The sequence below is a fragment of the Candidatus Foliamicus sp. genome (assembly GCF_965221325.1).
GTDB lineage: Bacteria > Pseudomonadota > Gammaproteobacteria > Steroidobacterales > Foliamicaceae > Foliamicus.
In genome coordinates, this window is the sequence record NZ_OZ244880.1 from 310,787 (window position 1) to 335,065 (window position 24,279).

Here is a 24,279-nt window from a genome sequence, read left to right on the forward strand (position 1 = left end):
TCAGACGGTGGTTGGAAGAGTTGATTCGCGCGCTTATCGTTGTGTTGCTGCTGGCTATTATCGCCAGCTTGGGGTCGGGTTTGTACCACATGGTGGCGGCCAAGGGTGATCCGGCCCGCATGGTACGCTCGCTGGCCTTGCGCGTGGCGCTGTCGGTTGCGCTATTCGCCCTGATCATCGTGTTCTGGATGCTGGGCCTGATCGAGCCCCACGGCATCCTGCCGCGCTAGGCTGGGCCCGCCGCCCGCGGGCGCATCAGCGCGGCTGCATACCACGCAGTGTGAGCGCCTCGGCAATGTGCGCTTCGGCTACACGCCGCGCCGCCGCCAGGTCGGCGATGGTGCGCGCAACTTTGAGGATGCGCACGCAGGCGCGCGGCGAAAGCGCCAGACGCCGGGCTGCGCGCTCAAGCAATGCCTGCCCGTCCTTCCGCGGACGGCAATGCGCGCGTAGTTCCGGATCGTCGAGGTCGGCGTTGCATTTTCCGCTGCGGTCCAATTGGCGGCGTTGGGCGCGCAGGATGCGTTTGCGCACTTCTGCGCTGCAAGGGCCGTCCCGCGGCGAATCGGCCATCACGGGCCGGGAAGGGCGGCTAACCTGCACTCTGAGATCAATGCGGTCCAGAAACGGACCGGAAATCCGCCCCTGGTAGCGGCGTACGGCCTCGGGCGTGCATCGGCATTCGCGCTGCGGATCGCCTACGAAACCGCAGAGACAGGGATTCATGGCGGCCAGCAATTGGAAGCGGGCGGGGAAGGTGACGGTGTAGCGCGCCCGCGAGATCACGACATTGCCGGTCTCCAGGGGTTCGCGCAGCGCTTCCAGCACGTCGCCGCGAAAATGCGGCAACTCGTCGAGAAACAGCACGCCGTTGTGCGCCAGCGAGATTTCTCCGGGAACCGGATTGGCGCCGCCGCCCACCAGCGCCGCGCCCGAGCAGGTGTGGTGCGGTGAGCGAAATGGCCGCTGCCGCCAGTGCTCATCCAGTGCCACCCCCTTTAGCGAGTGCAGCGCGGCGGTGTCCAGAGCCTGCTTATTGCTCATGGGTGGCAGCAGCCCCATGAAGCGCTTCGCCAGCATGCTCTTGCCGGCGCCTGGCGGGCCGACCATAAGCAGGTTATGCGCTCCGGCTGCGGCGATCTCCAGAGCGCGCTTTGCCTGCGCCATTTCGGCCACGTCGGAGAGGTCGGCGTAGGCGGGCGGCGTGAAGTCGTCGCCGCGGTAAGGGATGAATTCAAGCTGCTCGCGTGCTTGCAGCCGATCAAGGAGTTCGCGCAGGCTGCCAACCGCATAGGCGCGGCAGTCGCGCACCAGCGCCGCCTCCGCGGCGTTTGCCTTGGGAATAAACATGATGTGCTCGCTGCGCGCGGCGGCCAGCAGCGAAGGCAGAACTCCCGGCACCGGCCGGATTGCGCCGGACAGCGCCAGTTCGCCGAGGAATTCGGCGCCGGCCAGCATGGCGGGGTCGATCTGCTTGTCGGCGGCCAGAGTGCCCAGGGCAATGGCGAGGTCGTAGCGGCCGCCGCTCTTGGGCAATTCCACGGGCGCAAGGTTTACGGTTACGCTGCGCTGCGGCATCTTGAAGTCCGAACTGCGCAGGGCGTGCCGTACGCGGGCTATGCTCTCGCGCACCTCCTTCTGCGGCAGACCAACGATGTGGGCGCCCGGCAGCCCGTTGGTGATGCCCACCTCCACGGTTACTTGCGGTGCTTCGACGCCGTGCATCGCGCGCGTTCTGACCGTGGATGGATTCATTGCCGTCCCTGGCTCTGGTGGGCTTCAGTCGCGCTTTTCTTCGAGTTCGGCGAGCGTTCGTTCCAGTGCTTCGGCCTTCTCCCGGGTTCGTTCGAGCACGCGCTTTTGCGCCTCGAATTCTTCGAAGGTCACGTAATCCCCCTTTCCCAGCGCTGCCTGCAGCATCGCGCGAAAGTTTGTTTCCAGGTCGCCGGCGGCGCCCTGGAGCGTGTCCGGGACGAGCTTGCGCAGCCGTTTCGCCAAGTCGGATATGAATTCTTCATTCATGTGCAGCAAGGTTGCGGTATTTGGCGCCACTTTGTCCAGAGCGCAATTGTGCGCTTAGTGCGCATTTTGCGTCGCATTGAGCCTTCAGTTGATAGACTACCCCGGATATCGGAGGACCTATGGCGGAACCGAAGAATAATGCGGCCGGCAAGAAGCCCCGCACCCGAAAGCGCGCGGCCGAAAAGGCCGCTGCGCCGAGCGAGACGCCGCCGGAGATCGTGGCGCCGGCGGCCGAGAAACGGGCCGGCCGCAAGCGCTTGTGGTGGCTGTGGCTGATTCCCCTGGCGCTGCTGGCGGGAGGCGCCTGGCTGGGTTACCAGTACCTGGCGGAGGTTCCCGAGCGTATCGGACAATTGGAAGCGCGCGTTGCCGAACTCGCGGAGCTTGAACGCGAACTTGAGGAAATAAGGCGAAAGCGCACCGAGGACGCCGCGCTGCTGAATGCTGACGCTCAGGAAGCAAGGCTGGCGGTGGCGCGGGTTCGGGAAGCGCTGGAAGTTCGCCTGTCCGCTCTGGAGCGCGGGCTGGAGACGATTGGCGGACCGCCCGCGGCACAACAGACCGTTTGGAAGCTGGATGCCGCCGACGGTCTGCTGGCGCTGGCCGACCGTCAGAACAGGTTTGCCAGAGACTACGCGGGAGCGGCGTTGGCGCTGCGCGAGGCTTTGATACTCCTGGAAGAGTTGGGCGATCCGCGCTACGGCGCCCTGCGCGCGGAACTGGAAGAGCAGGCGCGGGCCCTGGAGCGGCTTCCGGACCGCGATATCGAGGGCGTGGTGGTGCGCATCAGCGCGCTGATCTCGCGTATCGAGAGGCTTGCTCCGGCCACTCGTCCCGACTCTCCCGCAACCGCCGCGGAGGCGGAGTTGCCGCCGCAAGGTTGGGAGCGGGCCTTGGCCAGCATCCGGCGCGCTTTGCGATCGCTGATCACCGTGCGGCGCGCCGACAGCGGGTCCGGCGCCCTTCTCACCGACACCGATACGGAAACGTTGCGGCGCCTGCTTGCGGCCGAATTGCACCTGGCTCGTCTGGCTTACATTCAAAACGATCTGCAAGCGTATTCCGCGGCCCTGGTCGCAGCCCGCGCTCGCGTCGCGCGCCTGTATGCAGCAAGCGACCCGGACGCCGCCGATACCGTGGCCGATATCGACCAACTGCTGCAACGGGGTCAGGCCCGCGAGACGCCGGATATCGCCGCTTCTCTGCGGCGCATGCGCGCCTTGCGCTCGGACTGAGATGCGCGCGGGCCTGATTGTCATCGTGTTGCTGCTGGCGGTAGCAGTGGCGGCGCAATTGCTGGCTGCCGATCCCGGTTACGTGCTGCTGTTGTTTCAGGGTTGGGTGGTGGAAATGACCGTCCCGATTCTGCTGGTCCTGCTGGTGGCGCTGCTGGTAGTGGCCGGCCTTTTCCGGCGCATTCGTCAGGCGCCGAGGCTGGTCGCCGAGCGGGCCGCAAAGGCGGGCGCGCGGCGCACCGGGAAGCGCGTGGCGCGCGGGCTTGTGGAGCTGGCGGCCGGCCGGGTAAGTCGCGCCGAGCGTTTGCTGGCGCGCGCAGCAGGCAGGAGCCAGGCGCCGGTTTTGCAGTATCTAGCGGCGGCCCGTCTCGCTCACGCGGCGGGCGATGAGAAGAGATGCGAGCATTGGCTTGGCCTGGCGGAAAAGGCGCAGCCGGAGGCGCGCGACGCCATTTCGCTCGAGCGCGCGGAACTGCACTTGCGCGCGGGCGGGTTGGCGGCAGCGATGCGTTGCCTCAAGGATATTCTGGAGCGCGAACCACGCCATCTTCAGGCTCTGCGTCTGGCTATACCTCTCTACATGCAGCGCGGTGAATGGGCTGAGGCCAGCCGCCGCTTGAAGGCCCTGCGCAAGCATGGCCAGCCGGCTGCCGAGGGTGCGGCGCGCTGGACGGTCGAGACCTATACGGGCTTGCTTGGCGACGCCGAGGACGTTCGCAGCATCCGGCGCATCTGGGCAGAAGTGCCCAAGGAACTGCGCTCCGAGGAGGGACTGGTCCTTGCCCATGCGCGCGCATTGATGCGTCATGGCGCCCACGATCTGGCCGAGCAAGCGCTTCGGCGGCGCCTTGCGTCCACCTGGAGTTCGATGTTGGCCGCCGCCTACGGAGAGGTCGAACCGCGCGACATTGCAGCGGCTATCCGCCACGCGGAGACTTGGCTGGGGGAGCATCCGCAGGACGCCGGCCTGCTGCTTGCCTTGGGGCGTCTATGCCGCAAGGCGCAGCTTTGGGGCAAGGCGCGCTCCTACCTGGAGTCGGGGCTAAGCCTTGATGAATCGCGCCACGCCTGGCTGGAACTGGCCGAAATGCTGGAAGAACTCAACGAGAAGGAGGCCGCCGACCAAGCCTTCCGCAAGGGGCTGAGAGCAGGCATTACCCGCGGCTAGTCCGCATGGGTCACGGCGGTTGCGCGCGGTTCGCATCGGGCCCGCAAGTCGGAGTACAATTGCGGTTCAACGAACGGAACCCGGCCTAGCCGGCAGGAGCCACCCGATCCGACTGCGGAAGGTGGCGTTTTTATGTTTGAATCCATGCGAAAGTCGGTCATGCGGCTGGTGTTGATACAGGCGGCGGCGGGCGCCTTGGCGGGCGCCACGGCGGGCCTTATTTTCGGTTCGCGCGTGGCCGTGGCCACCCTGGTCGGCGCCGCGATAGGTCTGGGCGGAAGCCTGTTCATGGTTGCGGGACTGCTGCGGGTGCGCGCGGGAACCACGCCGGGTGGGATGCTTGCACGCCTGCTGCTGGGAGAGACCGCCAAGCTGGCAGTCACGGCTGCCGGGTTCGCCGTTTGCATCGCCGCATTCGACATGCACTTTCTCGGCTTGCTGGCCGGTTTCGTAGCGACCTTGCTGGGCTACTGGGCCGGCCTGCTGCCGGCGGTGCTGGGAGAGCCCGGCCAGCCCGCCGTTTCGGCCGGCTCATAGGCGATAGCTGTCATGGCGTCCGAATCCTCCGGCGGCAGCGCCGAATACATTGAGCATCACCTCACCAATCTCCAGGTTGGGGAGGGCTTCTGGACCTTCCACATCGACAGCCTGTTCTACTCGGTGCTGCTTGGCATGCTGTTTGCCGGATCGTTCTACTTCGCTGCCAGGCGCGCCACTGCGGGCGTGCCGGGGCGCTGGCAGAGCTTCGTAGAGATGCTCGTGGACTTCGTCAATACGCAGGTCAAGGATGCCTACCATGGCCCTTCGAAACTGCTGGCGCCGCTGTCGCTCACCATCTTCTGCTGGGTATTCCTGATGAATTTCATGGACCTGGTGCCGGTGGACCTGTTGCCGCGCCTCGGCGAGCTCTTATTCGACATCGAGTATATGAAGGTGGTGCCCAGCACCGATCTCAACATCACCTTCGGATTGTCGATCAGCGTGTTCCTGCTGATCATCTTTTTCAGCATCCGCACCAAGGGCTTGAGCGGTTTCGGGAAGGAAATCTTCTTCAAGCCCTTCGGCAAGTGGATGCTGCCCTTCAATTTCACGCTGAAGGTTGTCGAGGAACTGGCCAAGCCGATGTCGCTGGCCCTGCGGCTGTTCGGCAACCTCTATGCAGGCGAGTTGATCTTCATTCTGATTGCCTTGTTCACGCTCGGCAATTCCCTGGCCGCGCTGGTGACGTCAGCCGCGGCATTCAGTTTTGTGGTCCAGTTCGCGCTGGGCCTGGCCTGGGCGTTGTTCCACATCCTGGTCATTACGCTACAGGCATTCATCTTCATGATGCTCACCATCGTTTACCTGAGCATGGCGAGCGAAGAGCACTAGAAAACTCAAGCAATTCCAGATAACAGGAGACCTCATGGAAAACCAAGCTGGAGAAATGATCCAACTGGCCGCGTCCCAGGCCCAGGTGCTGAGCGTCACGGCCGTGGCGGTCGCGATCATCATCGGGATGGCCGCGATGGGCACTGCCCTGGGCTTCGGCCTTCTGGGAGGGCGCTTCCTGGAGAGCACTGCCAGGCAACCCGAACTGGCGCCGATGCTCTTGATCCGGATGTTCATCATCGCCGGACTGCTGGACGCGGTGGCAATGATCGGCGTAGGCATCGCCTTGCTGTTCACCTTCGCCAACCCGTTCCTAGAGGCGTTGGACGACTTCATCGAAAAATTCATCATCGGCGGATAAGCGGCCGCACATGAACATCAACGCAACACTGCTGGGGCAAATCCTCGTATTTGCCGCGCTGGTGTGGTTCACGATGAAGTTCATCTGGCCGCAGGTGATTGATGCCATCGAGCAGCGCAACAAGGAAATTGCCGACGGCCTGGAGGCCGCCGCGCGCGGGCGCAGTGAACTGGACGCGGCCCAGGAACGGATCGAGAGTCTGGTCAGCGAGGCCCGCAGCCAGGCATCGGAAATCATCGACCAGGCGCATGGACGCGCGGCGCGCATCGTCGAGGAAGCCCGCGAGGAGGGCGAGCGCGAGCGGCAACGCCTGGTGACGTCGGCCCACTCGGAAATCGAACGCGAGGCCTCCCGGGCACGTGACGAACTGCGCGGGCAGGTGGCGGATCTGGCCCTCGCGGGAGCCGAGAAGATCCTCCAGCGCGAAATCGACGCGCGCGCTCACGGCGAAATGCTGGAGCGCTTCGCCAGCCGCATCTGATGGACTCGTCCGGCGCCATTGCCAAGCCCTACGCGCGGGCGGCTTTTGCGTATGCCAGGGAGCATGCCGCGCTGGGCGCGTGGTCGGCGGCTCTGAAGGCGGCAGCCGGCGCGGCGGAATCCGACGCCATGCAAACCGCACTGGACTCGCCCGAAACGGGCGCGCAGGCGCTTGCCCTGCTCTGCGAGCTTGCCGAAGGAGCGGCGGACGATCAGCCCCAGGGGGTTGCCAACCTGCTTCGCGTGATGCGCGAGAACCGCCGGCTCGGCTCGCTTGGGGAAGTTGCGCGGCAGTTCGAGGCATTGCGGCGCGAGGATGCGCGGCGCGTAGAGGCGGTGATGGTCACCGCGGCGCCGGTCCCCGAGGCGCAGCAGGCGGAGGTGGCCCGGGCACTGGAGGCGCGGCTGGACCGCGCGGTGGATTTTCGCGTGGAGGTGGATGAGGGGCTGCTGGGCGGCGCCCGCATCCGCGTTGGCGACCGGGTATTGGACGGTTCGGCCCGCGCAGGCTTGCAGGATCTTGCCGCGGCGCTGGCGCGTCCGGCGACACGATAAAACCATAAGCAGGTAACGTGATGACGCTCAAAGCGAACGAAATCAGCGACCTGATTCGGCAGCGCATCGAGAACTTCGAAGTAGCGGCCGAGCAGGTAGAGGTGGGCACGGTGGTGTCCGTAACCGACGGCATCTGCCGCATTCATGGCCTGGCGGGGGCGCAATACGGCGAAATGCTGGAATTTCCCGGCGACACCTTCGGCCTGGCCCTGAACCTCGAACAGGACTCGGTGGGCGCGGTGATTCTGAGCGACTATCGCCACATCACCGAAGGCGACATGGTCAAGGCCACTGGCCGCATCCTGGAGGTGCCGGTGGGCGAAGCGCTGCTGGGCCGCGTGGTGGATGCGCTCGGAAATCCGGTGGACGGCAAGGGCCCGGTGGAAACCAACGACTTCTCGCCGATCGAGAAAGTGGCCCCGGGCGTCATTACCCGGCAATCGGTGAGCGAACCGGTGCAGACCGGTTTGAAGTCGGTGGACGCCATGATTCCGATCGGCCGCGGCCAGCGCGAACTGATCATCGGCGATCGGCAAACCGGCAAGACTGCGGTAGCCGTGGACGCCATCATCAATCAGCGCGGAACCGGCATCAAGTGCATCTACGTGGCCATCGGACAGAAGAATTCTTCGGTCGCCAACGTAGTGCGCAAGCTTGAGGAGTTCGGCGCGCTGGAACACACCATCGTGGTTTCGGCGCCGGCTGCCGATACCGCCGCCATGCAGTACATCGCCCCCTATGCGGGCTGCGCCATGGGCGAGTACTTCCGCGACCGTGGCGAGGACGCGCTGGTGGTCTATGACGATCTCACCAAGCAAGCCTGGGCCTATCGCCAGGTTTCCCTGTTGCTGAGGCGCCCGCCCGGCCGCGAGGCCTATCCGGGCGATGTGTTCTACCTGCATTCGCGCCTGCTGGAACGCGCGGCGCGGGTTAACGCGGAATACGTGGAAGAGATGACGGGCGGGGAAGTGACCGGACGCACCGGATCGCTGACCGCTTTGCCGATCATCGAAACCCAGGCCGGCGACGTGTCGGCTTTTGTGCCCACCAACGTCATTTCCATTACCGACGGCCAGATCTACCTGGTCACCGACCTGTTCAACGCCGGCATTCGTCCGGCTATCGACCCCGGCATTTCGGTGTCGCGGGTGGGCGGCGCGGCCCAGACCACCATCATCAAGAAACTCGGCGGCGGCATCCGCCTGGCACTGGCGCAATACCGCGATCTGGCGGCCTTCGCCCAGTTCGCCTCGGATCTCGATGCGGCCACCCGCCGGCAGTTGGAACGCGGCCAGCGCGTTACCGAGATGATGAAGCAGAACCAATACGAGCCGCTTTCGGTGGCCGAGATTGCGGTGTCGCTGTTCGCGGTGCAGGAAGGCTACATGGACGACATGGAGGTCGAGCAACTGTTGCCGTTTGAACGGGCCCTGCATGCGCACGCGCGCGACAAGCACGCCGAACTGCTCGAACGCATCAACGCGACCGGCGACTATGACGACGAGATCGCGGCCGGCCTCAAGGCACTGGTCGAGGAGTTCAAGAGCAGCGGCGCTTACTAGCCGCTTAGGTTAGCGAGCGACAGGGGAAACACGGCCATGCCCGGCGCGAAGGAAATCCGCGGCAAGATCGGCAGCGTCAAGAACACGCAGAAGATCACGCGCGCCATGGAAATGGTGGCCGCCAGCAAGATCCGCCGCACCCAACAGCGCATGACCGCGGCGCGCCCCTATGCCGACGGCATACGCAAGATTGCCAGCCACCTCTATCACGCGCGGCCGGATTACACGCCGCCCTACCTGGCCGAGCGCGAGGAAAAGTCGGCCGGCTACATCGTCATTGCAACGGACCGCGGCCTCTGCGGAGGTCTGAACGTGAACCTGTTCCGGCACGTTCTGGGCGAACTCAAACGGCAGGCCGACGCCGGTGTTCCCACCCAGATCGTGCTGATAGGCGCCAAGGCGGTGCAGTTCTTTCGCAATCTCGACGTGAATATCACCGGGGTCGCGACGCACCTCGGTGAGGAGCCGCACGTCGTGGACCTGGTCAGCGCGGTGCGGGTTTTCCTCGAAGCGTACCGCGAGGAGCAAATCGACCGCATGTATCTGGCGCGCAACGTGTTCGTCAACACGATGCGCCAGCAGCCGATGATCGAGCAACTGCTGCCGGTGGCGCTGCAGAAGGACGATCAACTCGCGGCGCACTGGGACTACATCTACGAACCGTCGGCGGGCGAGCTGCTCGACGGCGTTTTGGAACGCTATATCGAGACGCAGGTTTTCCGGGCCGCAATGGAGAATGTCGCCTGCGAGATGGCGGCGAAGATGGTGGCGATGAAGTCGGCCACCGACAATGCCGGCAAGCTGATCGATACGCTGCAATTGCAATACAACAAGGCCAGGCAGGCGGCGATTACCGCGGAGATCGCGGAAATTATCGGCGGCGCCGAGGCCGTGTAAGGATCGGAAAACAAGAATGACTCAACGGACATCAGCGGGCGGATTTCGCCTGCCATCCATTCGAAGGAGAACGGCATGACCGCTAACGCCTCCGGCGCCATCGTGCAGATCATCGGCGCCGTGATCGATGTGGAGTTCCCGCGCGAATCCATGCCCCGGGTTTACGACGCCCTGGTGGTGGAAGACCGGTCGCTCACCCTGGAAGTGCAGCAGCAACTGGGCGACGGCGTGGTGCGCACCATCGCCATGGGGTCCAGCGAGGGCTTGAAGCGTGGATTGCCGGTAAGCAACACGGGTGGCCCGATCACGGTTCCCGTGGGAACCAAGACGCTGGGCAGGATCATGGATGTGTTGGGCGACCCCGTGGACGGCAAGGGAGATATCGGCGAACAGGAGCGCTGGCCCATCCACCGTCAGCCGCCAAGTTTCGAGGACCAGGCCGGCAGCACGGAACTGCTGGAAACCGGAATCAAGGTGATCGACCTGCTGTGTCCGTTCGCAAAGGGCGGCAAGATCGGTCTGTTTGGCGGCGCCGGTGTGGGCAAGACCGTCAACATGATGGAGCTGATCCGCAACATAGCGGTGGAGGCCTCGGGTTATTCGGTATTCGCCGGCGTGGGCGAGCGCACCCGCGAGGGCAACGACTTCTACAACGAGATGAAGGAGTCCGACGTGCTCGACAAGGTGGCGCTGGTCTACGGCCAGATGAACGAACCGCCGGGGAACCGTTTGCGCGTCGGCCTTACCGGCCTCACCATCGCCGAGTATTTCCGGGATGAGGGCCGCGAGATTCTGATGTTCATCGACAACATCTACCGCTACACGCTGGCCGGCGTGGAGTGTTCGGCGCTGCTCGGGCGCATGCCTTCGGCGGTCGGATACCAGCCCACGCTGGCCGAGGAAATGGGCGCTCTGCAGGAACGGATCACATCGACGAGAACCGGCTCGATCACCTCCGTGCAGGCCATCTATGTGCCGGCCGACGACCTGACCGACCCTTCGCCCGCCACGACTTTCGCCCACCTGGACGCTACCGTGGTGCTGTCGCGGTCGATCGCGGAGCTTGGCATCTATCCGGCGGTGGACCCGCTGGATTCCACGTCCCGCCAGCTCGACCCACTGGTGGTCGGGCGCGAGCATTACGACACCGCCCGCGGTGTGCAGCGCGTCTTGCAGCGCTACAAGGAGCTGCAGGACATCATCGCAATCCTGGGCATGGACGAGCTGTCGGAAGAGGACAAGCTCACCGTGCAGAGGGCGCGCAAGATCCAGCGCTTCCTCTCGCAACCCTTCTTCGTGGCCGAAGTGTTTACCGGCACGCCCGGCAAGTTCGTTCCACTGAAGGAAACCATCCGCAGCTTTGGCGCCATTCTCAAGGGCGAATGCGATCATCTGCCGGAGCAGGCCTTCTACATGGCTGGCAGCATCGGCGAAGTGGAGGAGAAAGCCAAGGAACTGCAATAGCCATGGCCTCGATTCACATCGACATCGTCAGCGCCGAGGGCGCAATCTTTTCCGGCGAAGCCGATTTCGTGGTGGCGCCCGCCTCGCAGGGCGACATCGGTATCGCGCCCCGGCACGCGCCGCTTTTGACCGAGCTCCGCCCAGGCCCGGTACGGGTGCAGCGCGAAGCGGAAGATGAACAGCTCTTTTTCGTTACCGGGGGCCTGCTGGAGATCCAGCCCAGCGCCGTGACGGTGCTGGCCGACTCCGCTCTCAGGCCCGAGCAGCTTGATGTGGACGCTGCGGACGAGGCGCGCAGAAAGGCGGAGGAGGCTTTGGCCGGCGCCACCGAAAAATCCGACATAGAGAAGGCGCAGCGCGACCTTGCCGAGGCCGCCGCCCGCTTCAGGGCCCTGAAAAAGCTGCGCGGGTCGGACTAGTCTGGGGTGGCCGCGCCCGCGGCGGCATGAACAATTTCGCTTGCGCTTTCTTTACGGACCGGGGGTTACGGCAGAAATCTCACAATCCTTTTGCTTGAATGTACGCAAGCAATTGATATAAAAGGCGTTTAGATTTTGGGTGAATTTTTCGCCAAAACTAAGGAAATGTGACAACCGTGCGCGTTTCAGAGCCATTCCGTCCACTTCCCCACAGGTTTTTCCACAGAAAATGTGGATACTCCAAGCCGGCCCCAAAAACCCGGGCAGGCGCGTTCGGGACGCAATTCGCCCGGATGCAGCACCGATTTCCGGAAATCCGGTTGTGAGCATGTTTCTCGAATACGAGTCGTACGACGCCGTGGGTTTGGCGGAGCTGGTGCGAACCGGGGAGGTTACGCCGCTGGAATTGCTTGACGCGGCGGCCGAGCGATGCGAGCTCCGCAATCCGGAGATCAATGCGGTGGTGCATACGTTCGCCGGCAGGGCGCGGGAGTCTCTGCGCACACACGCAAACAGCGCCTTTCTGAGCGGCGTGCCATTCCTGCTCAAGGACGCCGGCGCCCACCTGGCGGGCGAGCCTACCCGGTGTGCCTGCCGCTTGTTTGCCGATCACGTGGCGGAGCAGGACTCGACCCTGGTGCGCCGCTACAAGGCTGCCGGGCTGGCGATATTCGGCAAGACCAACACGCCGGAGTTGGCGCTGGCGGTTACTACCGAGCCGGAGCTGGGTGGTTCTACGCGCAACCCCTGGCATACCGACTACTCGTCCGGTGGCTCCAGTGGGGGCGCGGCCGCGGCCGTAGCGGCGGGCATCGTTCCGGCGGCGCACGGCAGCGATGCCGGCGGCTCGATCAGGATTCCGGCCTCGGCCTGCGGCCTGGTGGGTCTGAAGCCGACCCGCGGGCGGATGCCGTCCGGGCCGCGCGCAGCCGAGGGCTTCTCGGGCATGTCGCAACACCATGTGCTTACTCGCAGCGTGCGGGATTCCGCGGCCTTTCTCGACGCCGTGGCGGGCGCCGAGCCGGGCGATCCCTATCATGCGCCGCCTCCTGCGGGCTCCTGGCAGGATGCGCTGAAGCGGGCGCCGCGCGGACTGCGCATCGGGCTTGTTCGCGACGCCTTCAATGGAGTGCCCGTGGCGCCCGAGGTCACGGGCGTATTGGAAGATACGGCCCGCCTCTGCGAGGACCTGGGGCACCGGGTGGAAGAGGCGCGCGTTCCACTTGCGCCGGAACAGTTGCGCGATTGCGCCACCTTGATTCTTTCGGCGCACGTGCATGCCGATATCGAGGCGCGCTGCCGCATGCTCGGGCGGAAGTTTCGCCGCGAGGACGTGTCGCTCGTGACCTGGAAAATGGCCCGCTTCGGCGCTGAGGCCAGCGCCAGCGATTATGCTGCGGCATTGACGCATATCCATTACATTGGACGCCGGATGGGGGAGTTTTGCGGGCGCTATGACCTCTTGCTATCTCCGACCTTGGCCGCGCCGCCGCCGCGCCTTGGGGTTATTGACATGAATGGCGAAGACACGAAACGATATATGCGCATCACGAGCCGCTACATGGCCTTTACCCAGTTGTTCAACGTTACCGGTCAGCCCGCCATTTCGCTGCCGCTTGGGCGGTCGGACGAGGGTTTGCCCATCGGCGTTCAGTTGGCCGCGCCGCAGGGGGGCGAAGCCTTGCTGCTCAGCGTGGCGGCGCAGTTGGAACGCGCCCGGCCCTGGACCGGTCTGGCGCCCATGGCCAGCGCCGACGCACCATGAGCCGCGCGCTGAACGCGGTCGTTCTCGCGGCCGGCCAAGGTACGCGGATGCGCTCGGCGCTGCCCAAGTCATTGCACCTGCTTGGCGGCAAACCGTTGCTGGCGCACGTGCTTGATGGCGCCCGCCATCTTGCGGCGGAGCGCATCATCGTGGTTTGCGGACACGGCGCCGAGCCGCTGCGTGACGCCTTTTCGGACGCCGGCGTCGAATGGGTAACGCAAGCGGAACAGCTCGGTTCGGGACATGCCGTACTCCAGGCCTTGCCCAAGGTCGATCCCGCGTCGCGGGTCCTGGTCCTGTACGGCGACGTGCCCCTGGTTCGCAATGAAACGCTTGAGCGCCTGACGGCTCAAACAGATGGCGTGGCGTTGCTGACCGCCAAGGTGGAGGACCCCACCGGCTATGGGCGCATCGTGAGAAAACCCGACGGTTCGGTGGCGGGCATCGTCGAACATGCCGACGCCACCCCGGAGCAGCTTCGCATCCGTGAGATCAACGTGGGGCCGATGGCCGCGCCTGCCGAGTGGCTGGCCGGGGCCTGCCGGGCGCTCAAGCCGGCTGGCGCCAAGCAGGAGATATACATTACCCACGCCGTGGACATCGCGCTTGACGAAGGTGTTCCGGTGCATGCGGTGCGCGCGAGCGGCGCGGAAGAAGCGCAGGGCGTCAACAGTCCGTCGCAACTGGCCGACGCTTGCCGGGCGCTGAATCGCCGACGCGCCGAAGCGCTGCTGGAACAGGGGGTTCGCATCGCCGATCCGCGGCGCATCGAGATCAGGGGCGAGGTCAGCGCCGGCCGCGACGTTTTTCTCGATGTGGGCGTGGTGCTGGAGGGAGAGGTGCGGCTTGGGGACGGCGCCACTGTCGGCCCCTACAGCGTGGTCTCGAATTCACGCCTGGACGCCAACGCGCGCATCGAGTCTCACTGCGTCGTTGACGGGGCCGATATCGGCGCGGGCGCCTGCATCGGACCCTTCGCGCGCCTGCGGCCGCAAGCGCGGCTGGGCGCCGGGTCGCGAATCGGCAATTTCGTGGAAGTCAAGAACAGCGAAATCGGTCCCGGCGCCAAGGCTTCGCACTTGAGCTATGTCGGCGATGCGCAGGTCGGACAAGACACCAACATCGGCGCCGGCACGATTACCTGCAATTACGATGGCCGCGCCAAGCACCGCACCGTGATCGGGGCGGGCGCCTTCATCGGTTCGGGGGTGGAATTGGTGGCGCCGGTGGAAGTAGGCGCCGGCGCGCTGATTGGCGCCGGCTCCACGATCACCAAGGATGCGCCCGCCGCAAAACTGACGGTGGCCCGTTCGCGGCAGAAAACGCTGCCGCTGAAGAAGCGCTGACGCGGCGCAGTCCGGCATGTGCGGAATCGTTGCCGTTGCCGCGAAGCGCGATATTGCGCCGGTACTGCTCGACGGATTGCAGCGCCTGGAGTACCGAGGTTACGACTCGGCAGGCCTGGCGCTGCTGCTGGCCGATGGCAGCTTGGGGCGCTTGCGCCGCGTCGGCTTTGTCTCGCGGCTGATCGAGGATTTCGGACGTGAACCCCTGGCCGGCGAAGTGGGCGTGGCCCACACGCGCTGGGCTACGCATGGCGCTCCCACCGAACGCAATGCGCATCCCCTTTTTGCCGGGCATGAAGTCGCGGTGGCGCACAACGGCATTGTCGAGAACTACGAAGAGATCAGGGACGAACTCGCGGCGCGGGGCGTGCGTTTCTCCAGCGACACCGACACCGAGTGCATCGCCCACCTGGTGGCGCTGGAATTGCGCGCCGGCAAGGATCTGGCAGCGGCCACCCGCGACGCGCTATCCCGACTGATAGGCAGTTACTCGGTGGTAGTGCTGGCCGCCGCCGAACCCGGCGCTTTTGTGGCCGCGCACCGGGGCGCGCCAATGGTGGTGGGACTGGGCGAGCGCGAGAATTACGCGGCGTCCGATATTTCCGCGCTGCTGAAAGCAACGCGCCGCCACAGGTTCCTGCGCAACGGCGATGTGGCCTTGGTCCGTGCCGAGCGCGTAGAGATTTGCGGGCCGGACGGCGAGGCCGTGGAGCGCCCCGTGGTGGAAAGCGAGTTCGGCCCCGAGTCTGTCGAGCGAGGCGCCTACCGGCATTACATGCAAAAGGAGATTTTCGAGCAGGCCACAGCAGTGCGGGATACCGTGTTTCCGCTGATTGAAGGAGGGCTGCCCAACGCCTCGCTGTTCGGCGCTGACCTTGGCGCGCGGCTGGGCGAAGTGGCGGCGGTGCATATCGCCGCTTGCGGCAGCGCCTACAACGCCGGGCTGGTGGCGCGGCAATGGCTGCAGGAATATGCCGGTCTGCCATGCACTGTGGAAATCGCCAGCGAATACCGCTATCGGCCCCCGCCTTGCCCGAGGGACTGTCTGTATCTCGCTATTTCGCAATCCGGAGAAACGGCCGACACGCTGGCGGCTACGCGTGTCGCGCTGCAGCGCGGATACCTGGGCGTGGTGGCTCTGAGCAACGTGGCGACGAGCAGCCTCGTGCGTATGGTCGAGCATAGCCTGCTCACCCGCGCCGGCCTGGAAGTGGGCGTGGCATCGACGAAGGCGCTATTGACCCAGCTTGCGGCGCTGGCCATGGTGGCCTTGGCGCTGGCCCGCGCGCAGGGAAAATCCGATCGGGAAATACGCGGCCTGACTCAGCAGGTGGCGGCCTTGCCGGACCTGATCGGCCAGTTGCTGGAAATGGACAGCCAGCTTGCGCAACTTGCCGCGCACTTCCAGGGCCGCAACCATGTATTGTTCCTGGGCCGTGGCCCCATGTGGCCGGTGGCGATGGAAGGCGCGCTCAAGCTCAAGGAACTGTCGTATATCCATGCCGAAGCGTATGCCGCGGGCGAACTGAAGCACGGGCCGCTGGCCTTGGTCGATGAGAGCATGATGGTGGTTGCGCTGGCGCCCGACGATGGACTGTTACGCAAGTTGCGGTCCAATCTTGAGGAGGTTCGCGCGCGTGGCGGACGCTTGTTCGTGGTGTCCGGGCCGCAAGCCAACTTGGGCCGCGAGGACGGAATGATAGTGCTCAGACTGCCGGCGCAATCAACCGATATGCAGGCGCCCGTCCTCTACACCGTGCCGTTGCAGTTGCTTGCCTACCACGTCGCCGTTAGCCGAGGGAAAAACGTTGACCGGCCTCGCAACCTCGCAAAATCCGTGACCGTGGACTGACGCGCATACTGCGCAGTGCCGCGCCGCGCCGTTTCAGCGGCCTTCAAGGGGCGTTTCAGCCCAGGCGGACAAGCACGGGGGCGTGATCGGAGGGCCTGTCGAGCTTGCGGGGCGCCGTATCAATCCGCGACGCGCGGCATTCGGAGGCCAGCGCTTCGGACAGCAGAATGAGGTCTATGCGCAGTCCGCGGTTGCGCCGAAACCCAGCGGCGCGGTAATCCCACCAACTGAACGAACCTTCGGGTTGCTTGAAAAGGCGAAAGCTGTCGCGCAATCCCAGGGCTTCCAGCGCCTGAAATCGAGTCCGCTCCGGCTCGCTGCAGAGGATTTTGCCGCGCCATTCTTCCGGATCATGCACATCGCGGTCGTCGGGCGCGATATTGAAATCGCCGATCACCGCCAGCCGCGGCCAGCTCCTCAACTCTTCGCGCAGCCAGTCTGCCAGCGCCTCCAACCAGCGGAGCTTGTAGCGATAGTGCTCGTGACCCACCTCCTTGCCGTTGGGCACATAGAGATTCACCACGCGGGTGTCGCCGACCGTGGCCGCAACGGCGCGCGCCTGCGGGTCATCAAGTCCCGGAATTCCCCTGACCGCGTGCGACGCCGGGCGGCGAGTCAGCAGCGCCACGCCGTTATAGGTAGGCTGCCCGTGCGCCAGGCAGAAGTACCCCAATTCCTGAAACTCCGCGGCTGGAAAGTCCTCGTCACGGCATTTCAATTCCTGCAAACCCAGCACATCCGGGCCCCTCGTCTCCAGCCAGTCGAGTGCCTGTTCCTTGCGCACCCGCACGGAATTGACGTTCCAACTGGCGATCATCATGGCCGGATACTCGGCTGCGATGGAATCAGGGACGTGGCTGGCCCATCCGGATATGCACCTCGCCCACCCGTTCCACGCCCGCGGTGACATGATCGCCGGGCTTGAGAGGCCCTACGCCGGCCGGCGTTCCGGTAAAAATGAGGTCGCCCGGCTTCAGCTCGAAATACGCCGATATCTGAGCGATCAGGTTGCGGGGTTTATGCATCATCTTCTCCAGGTCCGCTTCCTGCCTGAGCTCGCCATTGACGCTCAGCCAGATGCGGCCCTTGGCCGGGTGGCCTATGCTGGATGCCCTGCGCAGGGTGCTGACCGGCGCCGAGTAGTCGAAGCTCTTGCTTTGTTCCCAGGGTTGACCGGCTTTCCTGGCTTTGGCCTGCAAGTCGCGGCGCGTGAGGTCTATGCCCACGCCGTAGCCGTAAACGTGGTCCAGCGCTTCCTCGGCCGCGATGTTCAAACCCCCGCCTTGCAAGGCCACGACCAGCTCCACCTCGTGGTGCAGATCCTTTGTTTGTGGGGGAAACGGAATTTCTCCACCGCCGGGCAGTAGCGCGTCCGCCGGCTTCATGAATACGGGAGGCTGCGGAACTAGCTCCCGCTTCATCTCCTGGACGTGGTCCAGGTAGTTCCAGCCGATGCAAAAGACACGGCGCGCCGGAAAGCGCCGTTCGATTCCCTTGACCGTCAGACTGGGACGGTAATAGTCAAACAATTCCGTCATAATCAATGGCGCTTTTACTATCAGTTCCCCGCGCCGGTGGCACACTTTCCCGGATTTTTGCGGGCGGGTCAAGACACACCCGCACTCCATACCTGCAAAGCGATACTGTCTGCTATCGAGCTTGCCGGGCGCGGCTCAGGCGGGGGGTGAAGCGGGCGGTGTGCGGGGCTGCGATGGGCGCGGGAGTCAGGTCGCCCAGGAGATCGGAGAGGTCTTCCAGGCGCCGAGCCACCAGGTGAACGACATCATTTTCGCGTTGCACTTCACCCTGTACGCCGAGCAGCACGGATCCCATCAACGTGTTCCGATTGCGCTCGAAAACGCCGGGCCAGAGCACCACGTTCACCACGCCGGTCTCGTCTTCGAGAGTCAGAAATACAACTCCGCTGGCGCTATGCGGCGCTTGCCGCACCAGCACCAGACCGGCGGCGGCGCACAGATCGCCTTGCGAGGCTTCGGCCATCATTTCCGCGTTCCAATAGCCGAGCGTTTCCAGTTGCGCTCGGCAAAATGCCAGCGGATGGCCTTTGAGACTGAGGCCCAGCGCATCGTAGTCGCGCAGAACGCGCTCGCCCGGCGCTTCGCTCGGCAGTGCGGCGGACGGTTCGGCCGGCAACTCGTCGAGGCCGCCGGCGGCAAACAGGGGCAATGGCCGTCCGCCAGGCAACCGTTCTATCTCCCACAAGGCGCGCCGTCCGGTCATGCCCATGGAAGCGAACGCGTCGGCGCGCGCCAGGTAGCGCAGCGCACCCTTGTCCAGAAACGTCCGGCGGCAGAGCGTGGCAATGTCCAGATAGCCCTCTTCCCGCCTCGCCGTCAGGCGCTCGGCGGCGGCGGCGCCCAAGCCGCGCACCTGCCGCAGACCCAGGCGCAGCGCCGGCCTGGTGCCGTTATCCGCGGTTAGTGTGCAGTCCACTTCGCTGAAGTTCACATCCACGGGCAGCACATTCACGCCGTGCTCGCGCGCGTCGCGCACGATCTGGGCGGGCGCGTAAAAGCCCATGGGCTGGCTGTTGAGCAGGGCGCAAGCGAAAACTTCCGGATAGTGATGCTTGAACCATGCCGAGGCGTACACCAGGATTGCGAACGAGGCGGCGTGGCTTTCGGGGAATCCGTATTCGCCGAAGCCCTCGATCTGACTGAAGCACCGTTCGGCAAATTCCAGCGAGTAGCCACGACCGGTCATCCCGGCCACGAATTTCTCGCGGAACGCCTTTACGGTTCCGGTATTCCGGAAGGTGGCCATGGAGCGCCGCAGAGCGTCGGCCTGGGCCGGGCTGAAACCGGCAGCCACCACCGCAATGCGCATGGCCTGCTCCTGAAACAGCGGTACGCCCAGCGTGTTGTCCAGCACTCTTCGCAGTTCTTCCGACGGATACTCGACCGGCTCCTTGCCGTGCCTGCGGCGCAGATAGGGGTGGACCATGTCGCCCTGTATGGGGCCGGGACGAACGATTGCCACCTCGATCACCAGGTCGTAGAAACAGCGTGGCCGCATACGCGGAAGAAAGCTCATCTGCGCCCGGCTCTCCACCTGAAACACGCCCACGGTATCGGCCCGGCAGAGCATGTCATAGACCTCCGGGTCCTCCGCCGGGATGTCCGCCAGCGTGAGCGGTCGATCATGGTGGCAGGCCAGCAGGTCCAGGCACTTTCTCAGGCAGGTGAGCATGCCCAGGGCCAGCACGTCCACCTTCAGCATCCCGAGATCGTCGAGGTCGTTCTTGTCCCACTCGAGCATGGTGCGCCCGGCCATCGCAGCGTTGGAAATAGGCGCAACTTCGTCGAGGCGCCCACGTGTCATTACCATGCCGCCCGGATGCTGGGAAAGATGCCGCGGGAATCCCACCAGTTCGGCAGCCAGGGCCAGGACCGTTTTCAGCCGCGGGTGTTGCGGATCTAGCCCCAAGGCCTTGATGCGCGCCTCATCCGGCCAGCCGCCTTCCCGGCCCCAGATCTGTCCGGTCAGGGTATCCAGCATCGCGGGCGGCAAACCCAGCGCCTTGCCCGTTTCGCGCAGAGCGCTGCGCGGCCGATAGTGAATGACCGTGGCAGTGAGACCGGCACGCTCCCGGCCGTAGCGCCGATAGAGGTATTGAATCACCTCCTCGCGCCGCTCGTGCTCGAAATCCACATCGATGTCCGGCGGCTCGCCGCGGTCGCTGGAAATGAAGCGCTCGAACAGGAGATCGATCTTTTCCGGGTCCACCGCGGTGATACCCAGGCAGAAGCAGACTGCGGAATTGGCCGCGCTGCCTCGCCCCTGGCAAAGAATGCCCTGTTCCCTGGCATGCCGCACCAGGTCGTGGATGGTGAGGAAATAAGGTGCGTAATCCAGCTCTTCGATCAGCTTGAGCTCGCGCTGCACAAGTTCCCGCACCCGCTGCGGAATGCCCCGCGGATAACGCTCGGCCGCCGAGTCCCAGGTCAGCCGCTCCAGCCACTCCTGGCGCGTATATCCCGGCGGGGCCTGTTCTTCCGGATACTCGTAGCGCAGTTCGTCGAGGCTGAAGCGCAAGCCTGCCGCTATTTCTTCGCTGCGCGTCACGGCGTGCTCGTAGCCCTCGTAGAGACTCAGCATTTCGTCGGCGCTGCGCAAATGGCGTTCGGCATTGGCGTCCAGCCGAAAGCCGGCGGCATCGATCGTCACGCCCTCGCGCACGCAAGTCATCAGGTCCGCAAGCGGTTTGCGGCAAGGCGCGTGCATCCAGGCATCCGCCACTGCAACCATCGGGATGGACTGCCTGGTGGCGATGGACGCAAGCCGCATGAGCCGGTTGGCATCCCCGCCATCGAAGCAAAGCGGCGCGGCCAGCCCCAATTTCCAGACGCCGGCGTTCTTCAGACGCGGCAAACAGGGAATGTCACTGGCGTGGGGCGGCGGCAACACCAGCAGTAGCTGGCCCTCGGCGTGTGCGCAGAGTTCGGTGAGGCTGAAATCGCACTCGCCCTTGGCGGCGCGGCGCTTGCCGAGCGTAAGCAGTCGGCACAGTCGGCCCCAGGCCGCGCGGTCACTGGGATAACAAAGAATATCCGGGCCGTCGCGCGGTTTGAGGCGCGCGCCCGGAAGAAACCGTATCCCCGCTTCGCGCGCCGCAACATGACCCCGCACCAAGCCGGAAACGCTGTTGCAGTCGGTCAATCCAATTGCGGCAAGGCCCAGCTCGGCAGCCCGCGACACCATTTCTGCGGGATGTGATGCGCCGCGCAGAAAAGAGTAGTTGCTTGCTGCCGCCAGTTCGACGTAGGCCGCATTCATGGGTCAGCCCGCGTTGTCAGGCAGCCAGCGCTTGAACGTACCAGCGCGGCGGCCCGCTGTCGGGCGCCTGTTTGCGGTATGCGCTAAAGCACCGCCCAAGCTCATCCTCCAACAGCCAGTATTCGCGGGCGTTTCGCTCCCCGCTGCGCCACCATTCCGGCGCTAAGCGCCGGGGTCCCTGCGCCCGCCGCAGGGTCAGCCGTTGGCGCCGCCAGCGAATCCAGGCCGGCGCACCGCCTGCCGCTGGGGCGGAAGCTTCCACGGGCTCGGCGTCTTCCAGCAACAGCAGCGGCGCGCGCATGGGCTTGCCGTTCGGTCTGAATGATGGATTCTCCGCCGGACGCGGGTCCAGGGCGGAAATCAGCCGCCAGCGCCGTTCGGGCAGATAGCTGGCTTCCGCCACTGCAATGCGCACCGCCTCGGCTCCCAACCGGCTGCAAAGCCGATCCACGAGGCGCGCGAAATCGCCTTCCAGGTTGCCGGCGGAGGCCCCGGAAAGCCAGTCCGCCTGCTCTGCCGTTGCTTCTTCGGCATCGTAAGCATGCAGGCTGACCGCGTCGTAGCCAACCCCGCGAGCCATGCTCGGCGGCTTCGCTTGCAGCTTTTCGTGCAGAAGCTCGGCCAGTTGCGGCGCCGGCTGAATAAGACGCGCCGTGCGCAAACGATGCGTGAGGCATTCGCCGTCCGAGCGCAGCAGACGCAGTTCGAAGCGCCGCGAACCCATGCCCGCGGCGGACAATTGACCGCAAATCCGAACGGCCAATTCAGCAGTCGCCGCGGCAATCGCTTGCTGCAAGACCACGGGGCTATCGAATTCCATGCGGGCCTCGAACCTGCGCGGCGGCGGCAGATAATCGAGCGGTTCGGGAGCATGGCCTGCGGCCTGCTGCAGGCGCAGAGCCGTCGCGGCGCCAAATCTGGCCTGCAGAGATTCGGGTGCAATGCGGCTCAAGGCGCCGATCGTGTGCAGGCCCAATTCCCGCAATACGCTGCAAATTTCGGTCTCCAGCCGCAGCGCTTCAACCGGCCACGCGCCCATCGCCTCCAGCCCGCTGCCCGGCGCAAGCAGTACCACAGCTTCCGACGCGCCCCGGGTTCCGGCCCAGGCCGCGCCCGGAGTATCCGCAATGCAAACCTGCGCCGCTTCGCCCCGCCGACGCAACTCGGCCACAACCTCGCCCAACAGTTCGGATTCCCCGCCGAACAGGCCGATGGAGCCGGAAACATCCAGAAACAGGCTGTTGCCGGGGGCCAGGGCGATCTTCGGCGTAAAACGCCAGCAGTGATGCGCCAACTGCGCCAGGCGCTGCGCCAGCAACCGCGCCGCTGATTCAGCCGGCGGCGCGGATGTCGCTTGCTGGTGCAGGCGGTGCAGCCAAACGCAAACAATTCTCATGCTCGCTCCATTCGATGTTCCATTCGCCGGGCGTCCAGCCGGGGGCCCGCTCAAGACCTATACGCCAGCTTCGCGCGCCCGGCAATTCGAATCCGCGCCAGGCCAGAGTGGAGGGCGCGCTCGGCAAGGGCTCCACGCGCCAGCGGGTGCGCGCGGAGGTGGCCTCGCGGAGCCTGGCGCCGCGCGCCAGGAAGACCCTCGACCCGCCGCGCAGGGCACGCAGCGACAAACGCCGCGAAGCGGTAAAGCCATAGTGCCGCTCCACGCCGGGCAAGCAGCCCACCACCGCCAGCAGCCCGGGGCAGTCCAGCGCTTGTTCCAGCGCCCAGAGCAGCTCCCGCTCATCGCCGGGCTCCACCAGCAGCAGATTGCGGGGGTTCAAACCGATTTCTTCGAAACCCTCGCCGCAGGGCAACCCCCAGCGGCGCGAAGATGCGCGCGTTTGCACCCACACCAGACGGCCCGTAGAGGCGCCCGGTAATTCCGCGGCGCAACAGGCAAGCAGCGCCAGCGCGGCAGCCCGACCGCCGCTGCGCCCGCCTAGAAACTCGTGAACTCCGGAACGCGCAAGCGTCGCAAGCGGCCAGCTTCGATCCGCTTCCGCACCCGAAACCGCCCGCAGAAGCCGGGGACGGGCGGTCAAGCGCTCCCTCCACCGGGCCACGGCTCAATCCCGACGGCCTGCTCGCTCCAATCCCAAAGGCGCTTCATTTCCGCGCGGTCGTGGGAGGCGGGAGAACTCTCCTTGGTGGCCAGGTGCTCCCAATACTTGCCGGTTTCCTCCGCAATCGTCGGCGAAACCGCCAGGTACACATAGGTCCTCACCGAGCGTTCCGGATCGTTGAAGAACGGGCGCAGCAGCTTGCAGCCCAGACGGAACAGCCCGCGCATATTGTCGTAAACCGTCGTCTTGATGAAGTAGCCCGGAGAAATCGCGTTGACGGTTACCCCGCTGCCTTCCAGACGGCGGGCCATTTCATAGGTTGTGAGGGTCATGGCCAGCTTGGACTGCTGGTAGGCGGCGAAGGCGCCGCGGTTGGAAACGCTGCGCCGCCCCCAGGGCTTCCTGATTTCCATGTCGTCCCAGTTCAGCGGCCCGCCGGCCTTGTGCCCGTCCGACGAAATCATGATCACGCGCGCCGGCGCCGACTCCTTCATGCGCTCCAGCAGCAGACGGGTGAGCAGGAAATGCCCGAGATGATGCACGGCCATGTGTTGCTCGAACCCATCCTCGCTCAGCCGATAGACGGGATCGACGACTCCGGCGTTGTTGATCAGCACGTGCAGTTGGCCGTAGTGCTCAAGCACGTGCCGGGCAAGCGCGCGCACTTGCGTAAACGAGGAGATGTCGCAATGCACGAATTCCAGCGCATCGTTGCCGGTCAACTCCACGATCTCGTCACGCGCCTGACGCCCTTCCTCGTCCTTGATATCCACCAGGATCAGCCGAGCGCCCAGGCTGGCCAGTTCGCGCGCGGCAATCCTTCCCATGCCGCGGGCGGTGCCGGTAATCAGGCAGGTTCTGTTACGCATGCTCTGTTCAATCATGGCTCTGTATCTCTCCCGACCTAACCTTCAAGTTTAGCCCG

Annotated in this window: 23 protein-coding genes; 15 read left to right on the forward strand and 8 right to left on the reverse strand. The window is 65.1% G+C overall.

Annotated features, from left to right (window positions below):
• The first annotated feature begins 20 nt into the window (after positions 1 to 20).
• Positions 21 to 230 (forward strand): twin transmembrane helix small protein, encoded by a 210-nt coding sequence (locus ACWCOO_RS01470; RefSeq protein WP_446831205.1) that lies wholly within the window; start codon positions 21 to 23, stop codon positions 228 to 230.
• Positions 231 to 255: 25 nt separating this feature from the next.
• On the opposite strand, the gene ACWCOO_RS01475 is transcribed toward ACWCOO_RS01470, so the two are convergent.
• Positions 256 to 1,755 carry a YifB family Mg chelatase-like AAA ATPase gene (locus ACWCOO_RS01475; protein WP_446831206.1) on the reverse strand — a complete coding sequence of 500 codons (1,500 nt, stop codon included), beginning with the start codon at positions 1,753 to 1,755 and terminating at the stop codon, positions 256 to 258.
• A gap of 24 nt (positions 1,756 to 1,779) precedes the next feature.
• Complete coding sequence (locus ACWCOO_RS01480) at positions 1,780 to 2,022, reverse strand: accessory factor UbiK family protein (protein ID WP_446831207.1); 243 nt, start codon at positions 2,020 to 2,022, stop codon at positions 1,780 to 1,782.
• Positions 2,023 to 2,141: 119 nt separating this feature from the next.
• Between ACWCOO_RS01480 and ACWCOO_RS01485 the strand changes: the two genes are divergently transcribed.
• The 14 genes from ACWCOO_RS01485 (at position 2,142) to glmS (ending at position 16,497) form a co-directional block, all read left to right on the forward strand.
• Positions 2,142 to 3,257 (forward strand): uroporphyrinogen-III C-methyltransferase, encoded by a 1,116-nt coding sequence (locus ACWCOO_RS01485; RefSeq protein WP_446831208.1) that lies wholly within the window; start codon positions 2,142 to 2,144, stop codon positions 3,255 to 3,257.
• 1 nt (position 3,258) lies between these two features.
• Positions 3,259 to 4,425 carry a heme biosynthesis HemY N-terminal domain-containing protein gene (locus tag ACWCOO_RS01490; RefSeq protein WP_446831209.1) on the forward strand — a complete coding sequence of 389 codons (1,167 nt, stop codon included), beginning with the start codon at positions 3,259 to 3,261 and terminating at the stop codon, positions 4,423 to 4,425.
• A gap of 132 nt (positions 4,426 to 4,557) precedes the next feature.
• Complete coding sequence (locus ACWCOO_RS01495) at positions 4,558 to 4,962, forward strand: ATP synthase subunit I (protein WP_446831210.1); 405 nt, start codon at positions 4,558 to 4,560, stop codon at positions 4,960 to 4,962.
• 12 nt (positions 4,963 to 4,974) lie between these two features.
• The gene (atpB, locus tag ACWCOO_RS01500; protein ID WP_446831211.1) at positions 4,975 to 5,796 is read left to right on the forward strand and encodes a F0F1 ATP synthase subunit A; all 822 of its coding nucleotides are present in this window, start codon (positions 4,975 to 4,977) and stop codon (positions 5,794 to 5,796) included.
• Positions 5,797 to 5,851: 55 nt separating this feature from the next.
• A complete protein-coding gene (gene atpE, locus ACWCOO_RS01505; RefSeq protein ID WP_446831972.1) occupies positions 5,852 to 6,157 on the forward strand; it encodes a F0F1 ATP synthase subunit C in 306 nt (101 codons plus the stop codon).
• 10 nt (positions 6,158 to 6,167) lie between these two features.
• Positions 6,168 to 6,638: a F0F1 ATP synthase subunit B gene (locus tag ACWCOO_RS01510; protein ID WP_446831212.1), complete on the forward strand. Its 471-nt coding sequence runs from the start codon at positions 6,168 to 6,170 to the stop codon at positions 6,636 to 6,638.
• Positions 6,638 to 7,192, forward strand: coding sequence for a F0F1 ATP synthase subunit delta (locus tag ACWCOO_RS01515; RefSeq protein WP_446831213.1), 555 nt, complete (start codon positions 6,638 to 6,640; stop codon positions 7,190 to 7,192). The genes ACWCOO_RS01510 and ACWCOO_RS01515 overlap by 1 nt, the downstream gene beginning before the upstream one ends.
• A 20-nt stretch (positions 7,193 to 7,212) precedes the next feature.
• Complete coding sequence (atpA, locus tag ACWCOO_RS01520; protein ID WP_446831214.1) at positions 7,213 to 8,754, forward strand: F0F1 ATP synthase subunit alpha; 1,542 nt, start codon at positions 7,213 to 7,215, stop codon at positions 8,752 to 8,754.
• 36 nt (positions 8,755 to 8,790) lie between these two features.
• The gene (gene atpG, locus ACWCOO_RS01525) at positions 8,791 to 9,651 is read left to right on the forward strand and encodes a F0F1 ATP synthase subunit gamma (protein WP_446831215.1); all 861 of its coding nucleotides are present in this window, start codon (positions 8,791 to 8,793) and stop codon (positions 9,649 to 9,651) included.
• Between the two features lie 75 nt (positions 9,652 to 9,726).
• Entirely contained in the window at positions 9,727 to 11,115 is a 1,389-nt protein-coding gene (atpD, locus tag ACWCOO_RS01530) for a F0F1 ATP synthase subunit beta (protein ID WP_446831216.1), read from the forward strand.
• 2 nt (positions 11,116 to 11,117) lie between these two features.
• Positions 11,118 to 11,534, forward strand: a complete 417-nt coding sequence (locus tag ACWCOO_RS01535) for a F0F1 ATP synthase subunit epsilon (RefSeq protein ID WP_446831217.1) — start codon at positions 11,118 to 11,120, stop codon at positions 11,532 to 11,534.
• Positions 11,535 to 11,862: 328 nt separating this feature from the next.
• Positions 11,863 to 13,299, forward strand: coding sequence for an amidase (locus ACWCOO_RS01540; protein ID WP_446831973.1), 1,437 nt, complete (start codon positions 11,863 to 11,865; stop codon positions 13,297 to 13,299).
• Positions 13,296 to 14,645 (forward strand): bifunctional UDP-N-acetylglucosamine diphosphorylase/glucosamine-1-phosphate N-acetyltransferase GlmU, encoded by a 1,350-nt coding sequence (gene glmU / locus ACWCOO_RS01545; RefSeq protein ID WP_446831218.1) that lies wholly within the window; start codon positions 13,296 to 13,298, stop codon positions 14,643 to 14,645. Before ACWCOO_RS01540 ends, glmU begins: the two co-directional genes overlap by 4 nt.
• A 16-nt stretch (positions 14,646 to 14,661) precedes the next feature.
• The gene (gene glmS, locus ACWCOO_RS01550) at positions 14,662 to 16,497 is read left to right on the forward strand and encodes a glutamine--fructose-6-phosphate transaminase (isomerizing) (RefSeq protein WP_446831219.1); all 1,836 of its coding nucleotides are present in this window, start codon (positions 14,662 to 14,664) and stop codon (positions 16,495 to 16,497) included.
• Positions 16,498 to 16,552: 55 nt separating this feature from the next.
• Here the strand turns inward: glmS and xth are convergent, their stop codons facing one another.
• The 6 genes from xth to ACWCOO_RS01580 form a co-directional block, all read right to left on the reverse strand.
• Entirely contained in the window at positions 16,553 to 17,317 is a 765-nt protein-coding gene (xth, locus tag ACWCOO_RS01555) for an exodeoxyribonuclease III (RefSeq protein ID WP_446831220.1), read from the reverse strand.
• Between the two features lie 25 nt (positions 17,318 to 17,342).
• Complete coding sequence (locus tag ACWCOO_RS01560) at positions 17,343 to 18,035, reverse strand: fumarylacetoacetate hydrolase family protein (protein WP_446831221.1); 693 nt, start codon at positions 18,033 to 18,035, stop codon at positions 17,343 to 17,345.
• Positions 18,036 to 18,147: 112 nt separating this feature from the next.
• On the reverse strand, positions 18,148 to 21,294 hold the full coding sequence (locus ACWCOO_RS01565; RefSeq protein WP_446831222.1) for an error-prone DNA polymerase: 3,147 nt from the start codon (positions 21,292 to 21,294) through the stop codon (positions 18,148 to 18,150).
• 16 nt (positions 21,295 to 21,310) lie between these two features.
• Positions 21,311 to 22,690, reverse strand: coding sequence for a Y-family DNA polymerase (locus tag ACWCOO_RS01570; protein ID WP_446831223.1), 1,380 nt, complete (start codon positions 22,688 to 22,690; stop codon positions 21,311 to 21,313).
• Entirely contained in the window at positions 22,626 to 23,354 is a 729-nt protein-coding gene (locus ACWCOO_RS01575; RefSeq protein ID WP_446831224.1) for an ImuA family protein, read from the reverse strand. The genes ACWCOO_RS01570 and ACWCOO_RS01575 overlap by 65 nt, the downstream gene beginning before the upstream one ends.
• Positions 23,330 to 24,223 (reverse strand): SDR family oxidoreductase, encoded by an 894-nt coding sequence (locus ACWCOO_RS01580; RefSeq protein WP_446831225.1) that lies wholly within the window; start codon positions 24,221 to 24,223, stop codon positions 23,330 to 23,332. Before ACWCOO_RS01580 ends, ACWCOO_RS01575 begins: the two co-directional genes overlap by 25 nt.
• Between the last annotated feature and the right edge of the window lie 56 nt (positions 24,224 to 24,279).

Excerpts from the sequence above, each read along its gene's own strand:
- ACWCOO_RS01485 (WP_446831208.1), top strand. The coding sequence starts at position 2,142 with ATGGCGGAACCGAAGAATAATGCGGCCGGCAAGAAGCCCCGCACCCGA.
- ACWCOO_RS01565 (WP_446831222.1), bottom strand. The coding sequence starts at position 21,294 with ATGAATGCGGCCTACGTCGAACTGGCGGCAGCAAGCAACTACTCTTTT.
- atpA (WP_446831214.1), top strand. The coding sequence starts at position 7,213 with ATGACGCTCAAAGCGAACGAAATCAGCGACCTGATTCGGCAGCGCATC.
- ACWCOO_RS01560 (WP_446831221.1), bottom strand. The coding sequence starts at position 18,035 with ATGACGGAATTGTTTGACTATTACCGTCCCAGTCTGACGGTCAAGGGA.
- atpD (WP_446831216.1), top strand. The coding sequence starts at position 9,727 with ATGACCGCTAACGCCTCCGGCGCCATCGTGCAGATCATCGGCGCCGTG.
- atpE (WP_446831972.1), top strand. The coding sequence starts at position 5,852 with ATGATCCAACTGGCCGCGTCCCAGGCCCAGGTGCTGAGCGTCACGGCC.
- atpB (WP_446831211.1), top strand. The coding sequence starts at position 4,975 with ATGGCGTCCGAATCCTCCGGCGGCAGCGCCGAATACATTGAGCATCAC.
- atpG (WP_446831215.1), top strand. The coding sequence starts at position 8,791 with ATGCCCGGCGCGAAGGAAATCCGCGGCAAGATCGGCAGCGTCAAGAAC.
- xth (WP_446831220.1), bottom strand. The coding sequence starts at position 17,317 with ATGATGATCGCCAGTTGGAACGTCAATTCCGTGCGGGTGCGCAAGGAA.
- ACWCOO_RS01580 (WP_446831225.1), bottom strand. The coding sequence starts at position 24,223 with ATGCGTAACAGAACCTGCCTGATTACCGGCACCGCCCGCGGCATGGGA.
- glmU (WP_446831218.1), top strand. The coding sequence starts at position 13,296 with ATGAGCCGCGCGCTGAACGCGGTCGTTCTCGCGGCCGGCCAAGGTACG.
- ACWCOO_RS01495 (WP_446831210.1), top strand. The coding sequence starts at position 4,558 with ATGTTTGAATCCATGCGAAAGTCGGTCATGCGGCTGGTGTTGATACAG.
- ACWCOO_RS01475 (WP_446831206.1), bottom strand. The coding sequence starts at position 1,755 with ATGAATCCATCCACGGTCAGAACGCGCGCGATGCACGGCGTCGAAGCA.
- ACWCOO_RS01510 (WP_446831212.1), top strand. The coding sequence starts at position 6,168 with ATGAACATCAACGCAACACTGCTGGGGCAAATCCTCGTATTTGCCGCG.
- glmS (WP_446831219.1), top strand. The coding sequence starts at position 14,662 with ATGTGCGGAATCGTTGCCGTTGCCGCGAAGCGCGATATTGCGCCGGTA.
- ACWCOO_RS01490 (WP_446831209.1), top strand. The coding sequence starts at position 3,259 with ATGCGCGCGGGCCTGATTGTCATCGTGTTGCTGCTGGCGGTAGCAGTG.
- ACWCOO_RS01540 (WP_446831973.1), top strand. The coding sequence starts at position 11,863 with ATGTTTCTCGAATACGAGTCGTACGACGCCGTGGGTTTGGCGGAGCTG.
- ACWCOO_RS01535 (WP_446831217.1), top strand. The coding sequence starts at position 11,118 with ATGGCCTCGATTCACATCGACATCGTCAGCGCCGAGGGCGCAATCTTT.
- ACWCOO_RS01515 (WP_446831213.1), top strand. The coding sequence starts at position 6,638 with ATGGACTCGTCCGGCGCCATTGCCAAGCCCTACGCGCGGGCGGCTTTT.
- ACWCOO_RS01480 (WP_446831207.1), bottom strand. The coding sequence starts at position 2,022 with ATGAATGAAGAATTCATATCCGACTTGGCGAAACGGCTGCGCAAGCTC.
- ACWCOO_RS01570 (WP_446831223.1), bottom strand. The coding sequence starts at position 22,690 with ATGAGAATTGTTTGCGTTTGGCTGCACCGCCTGCACCAGCAAGCGACA.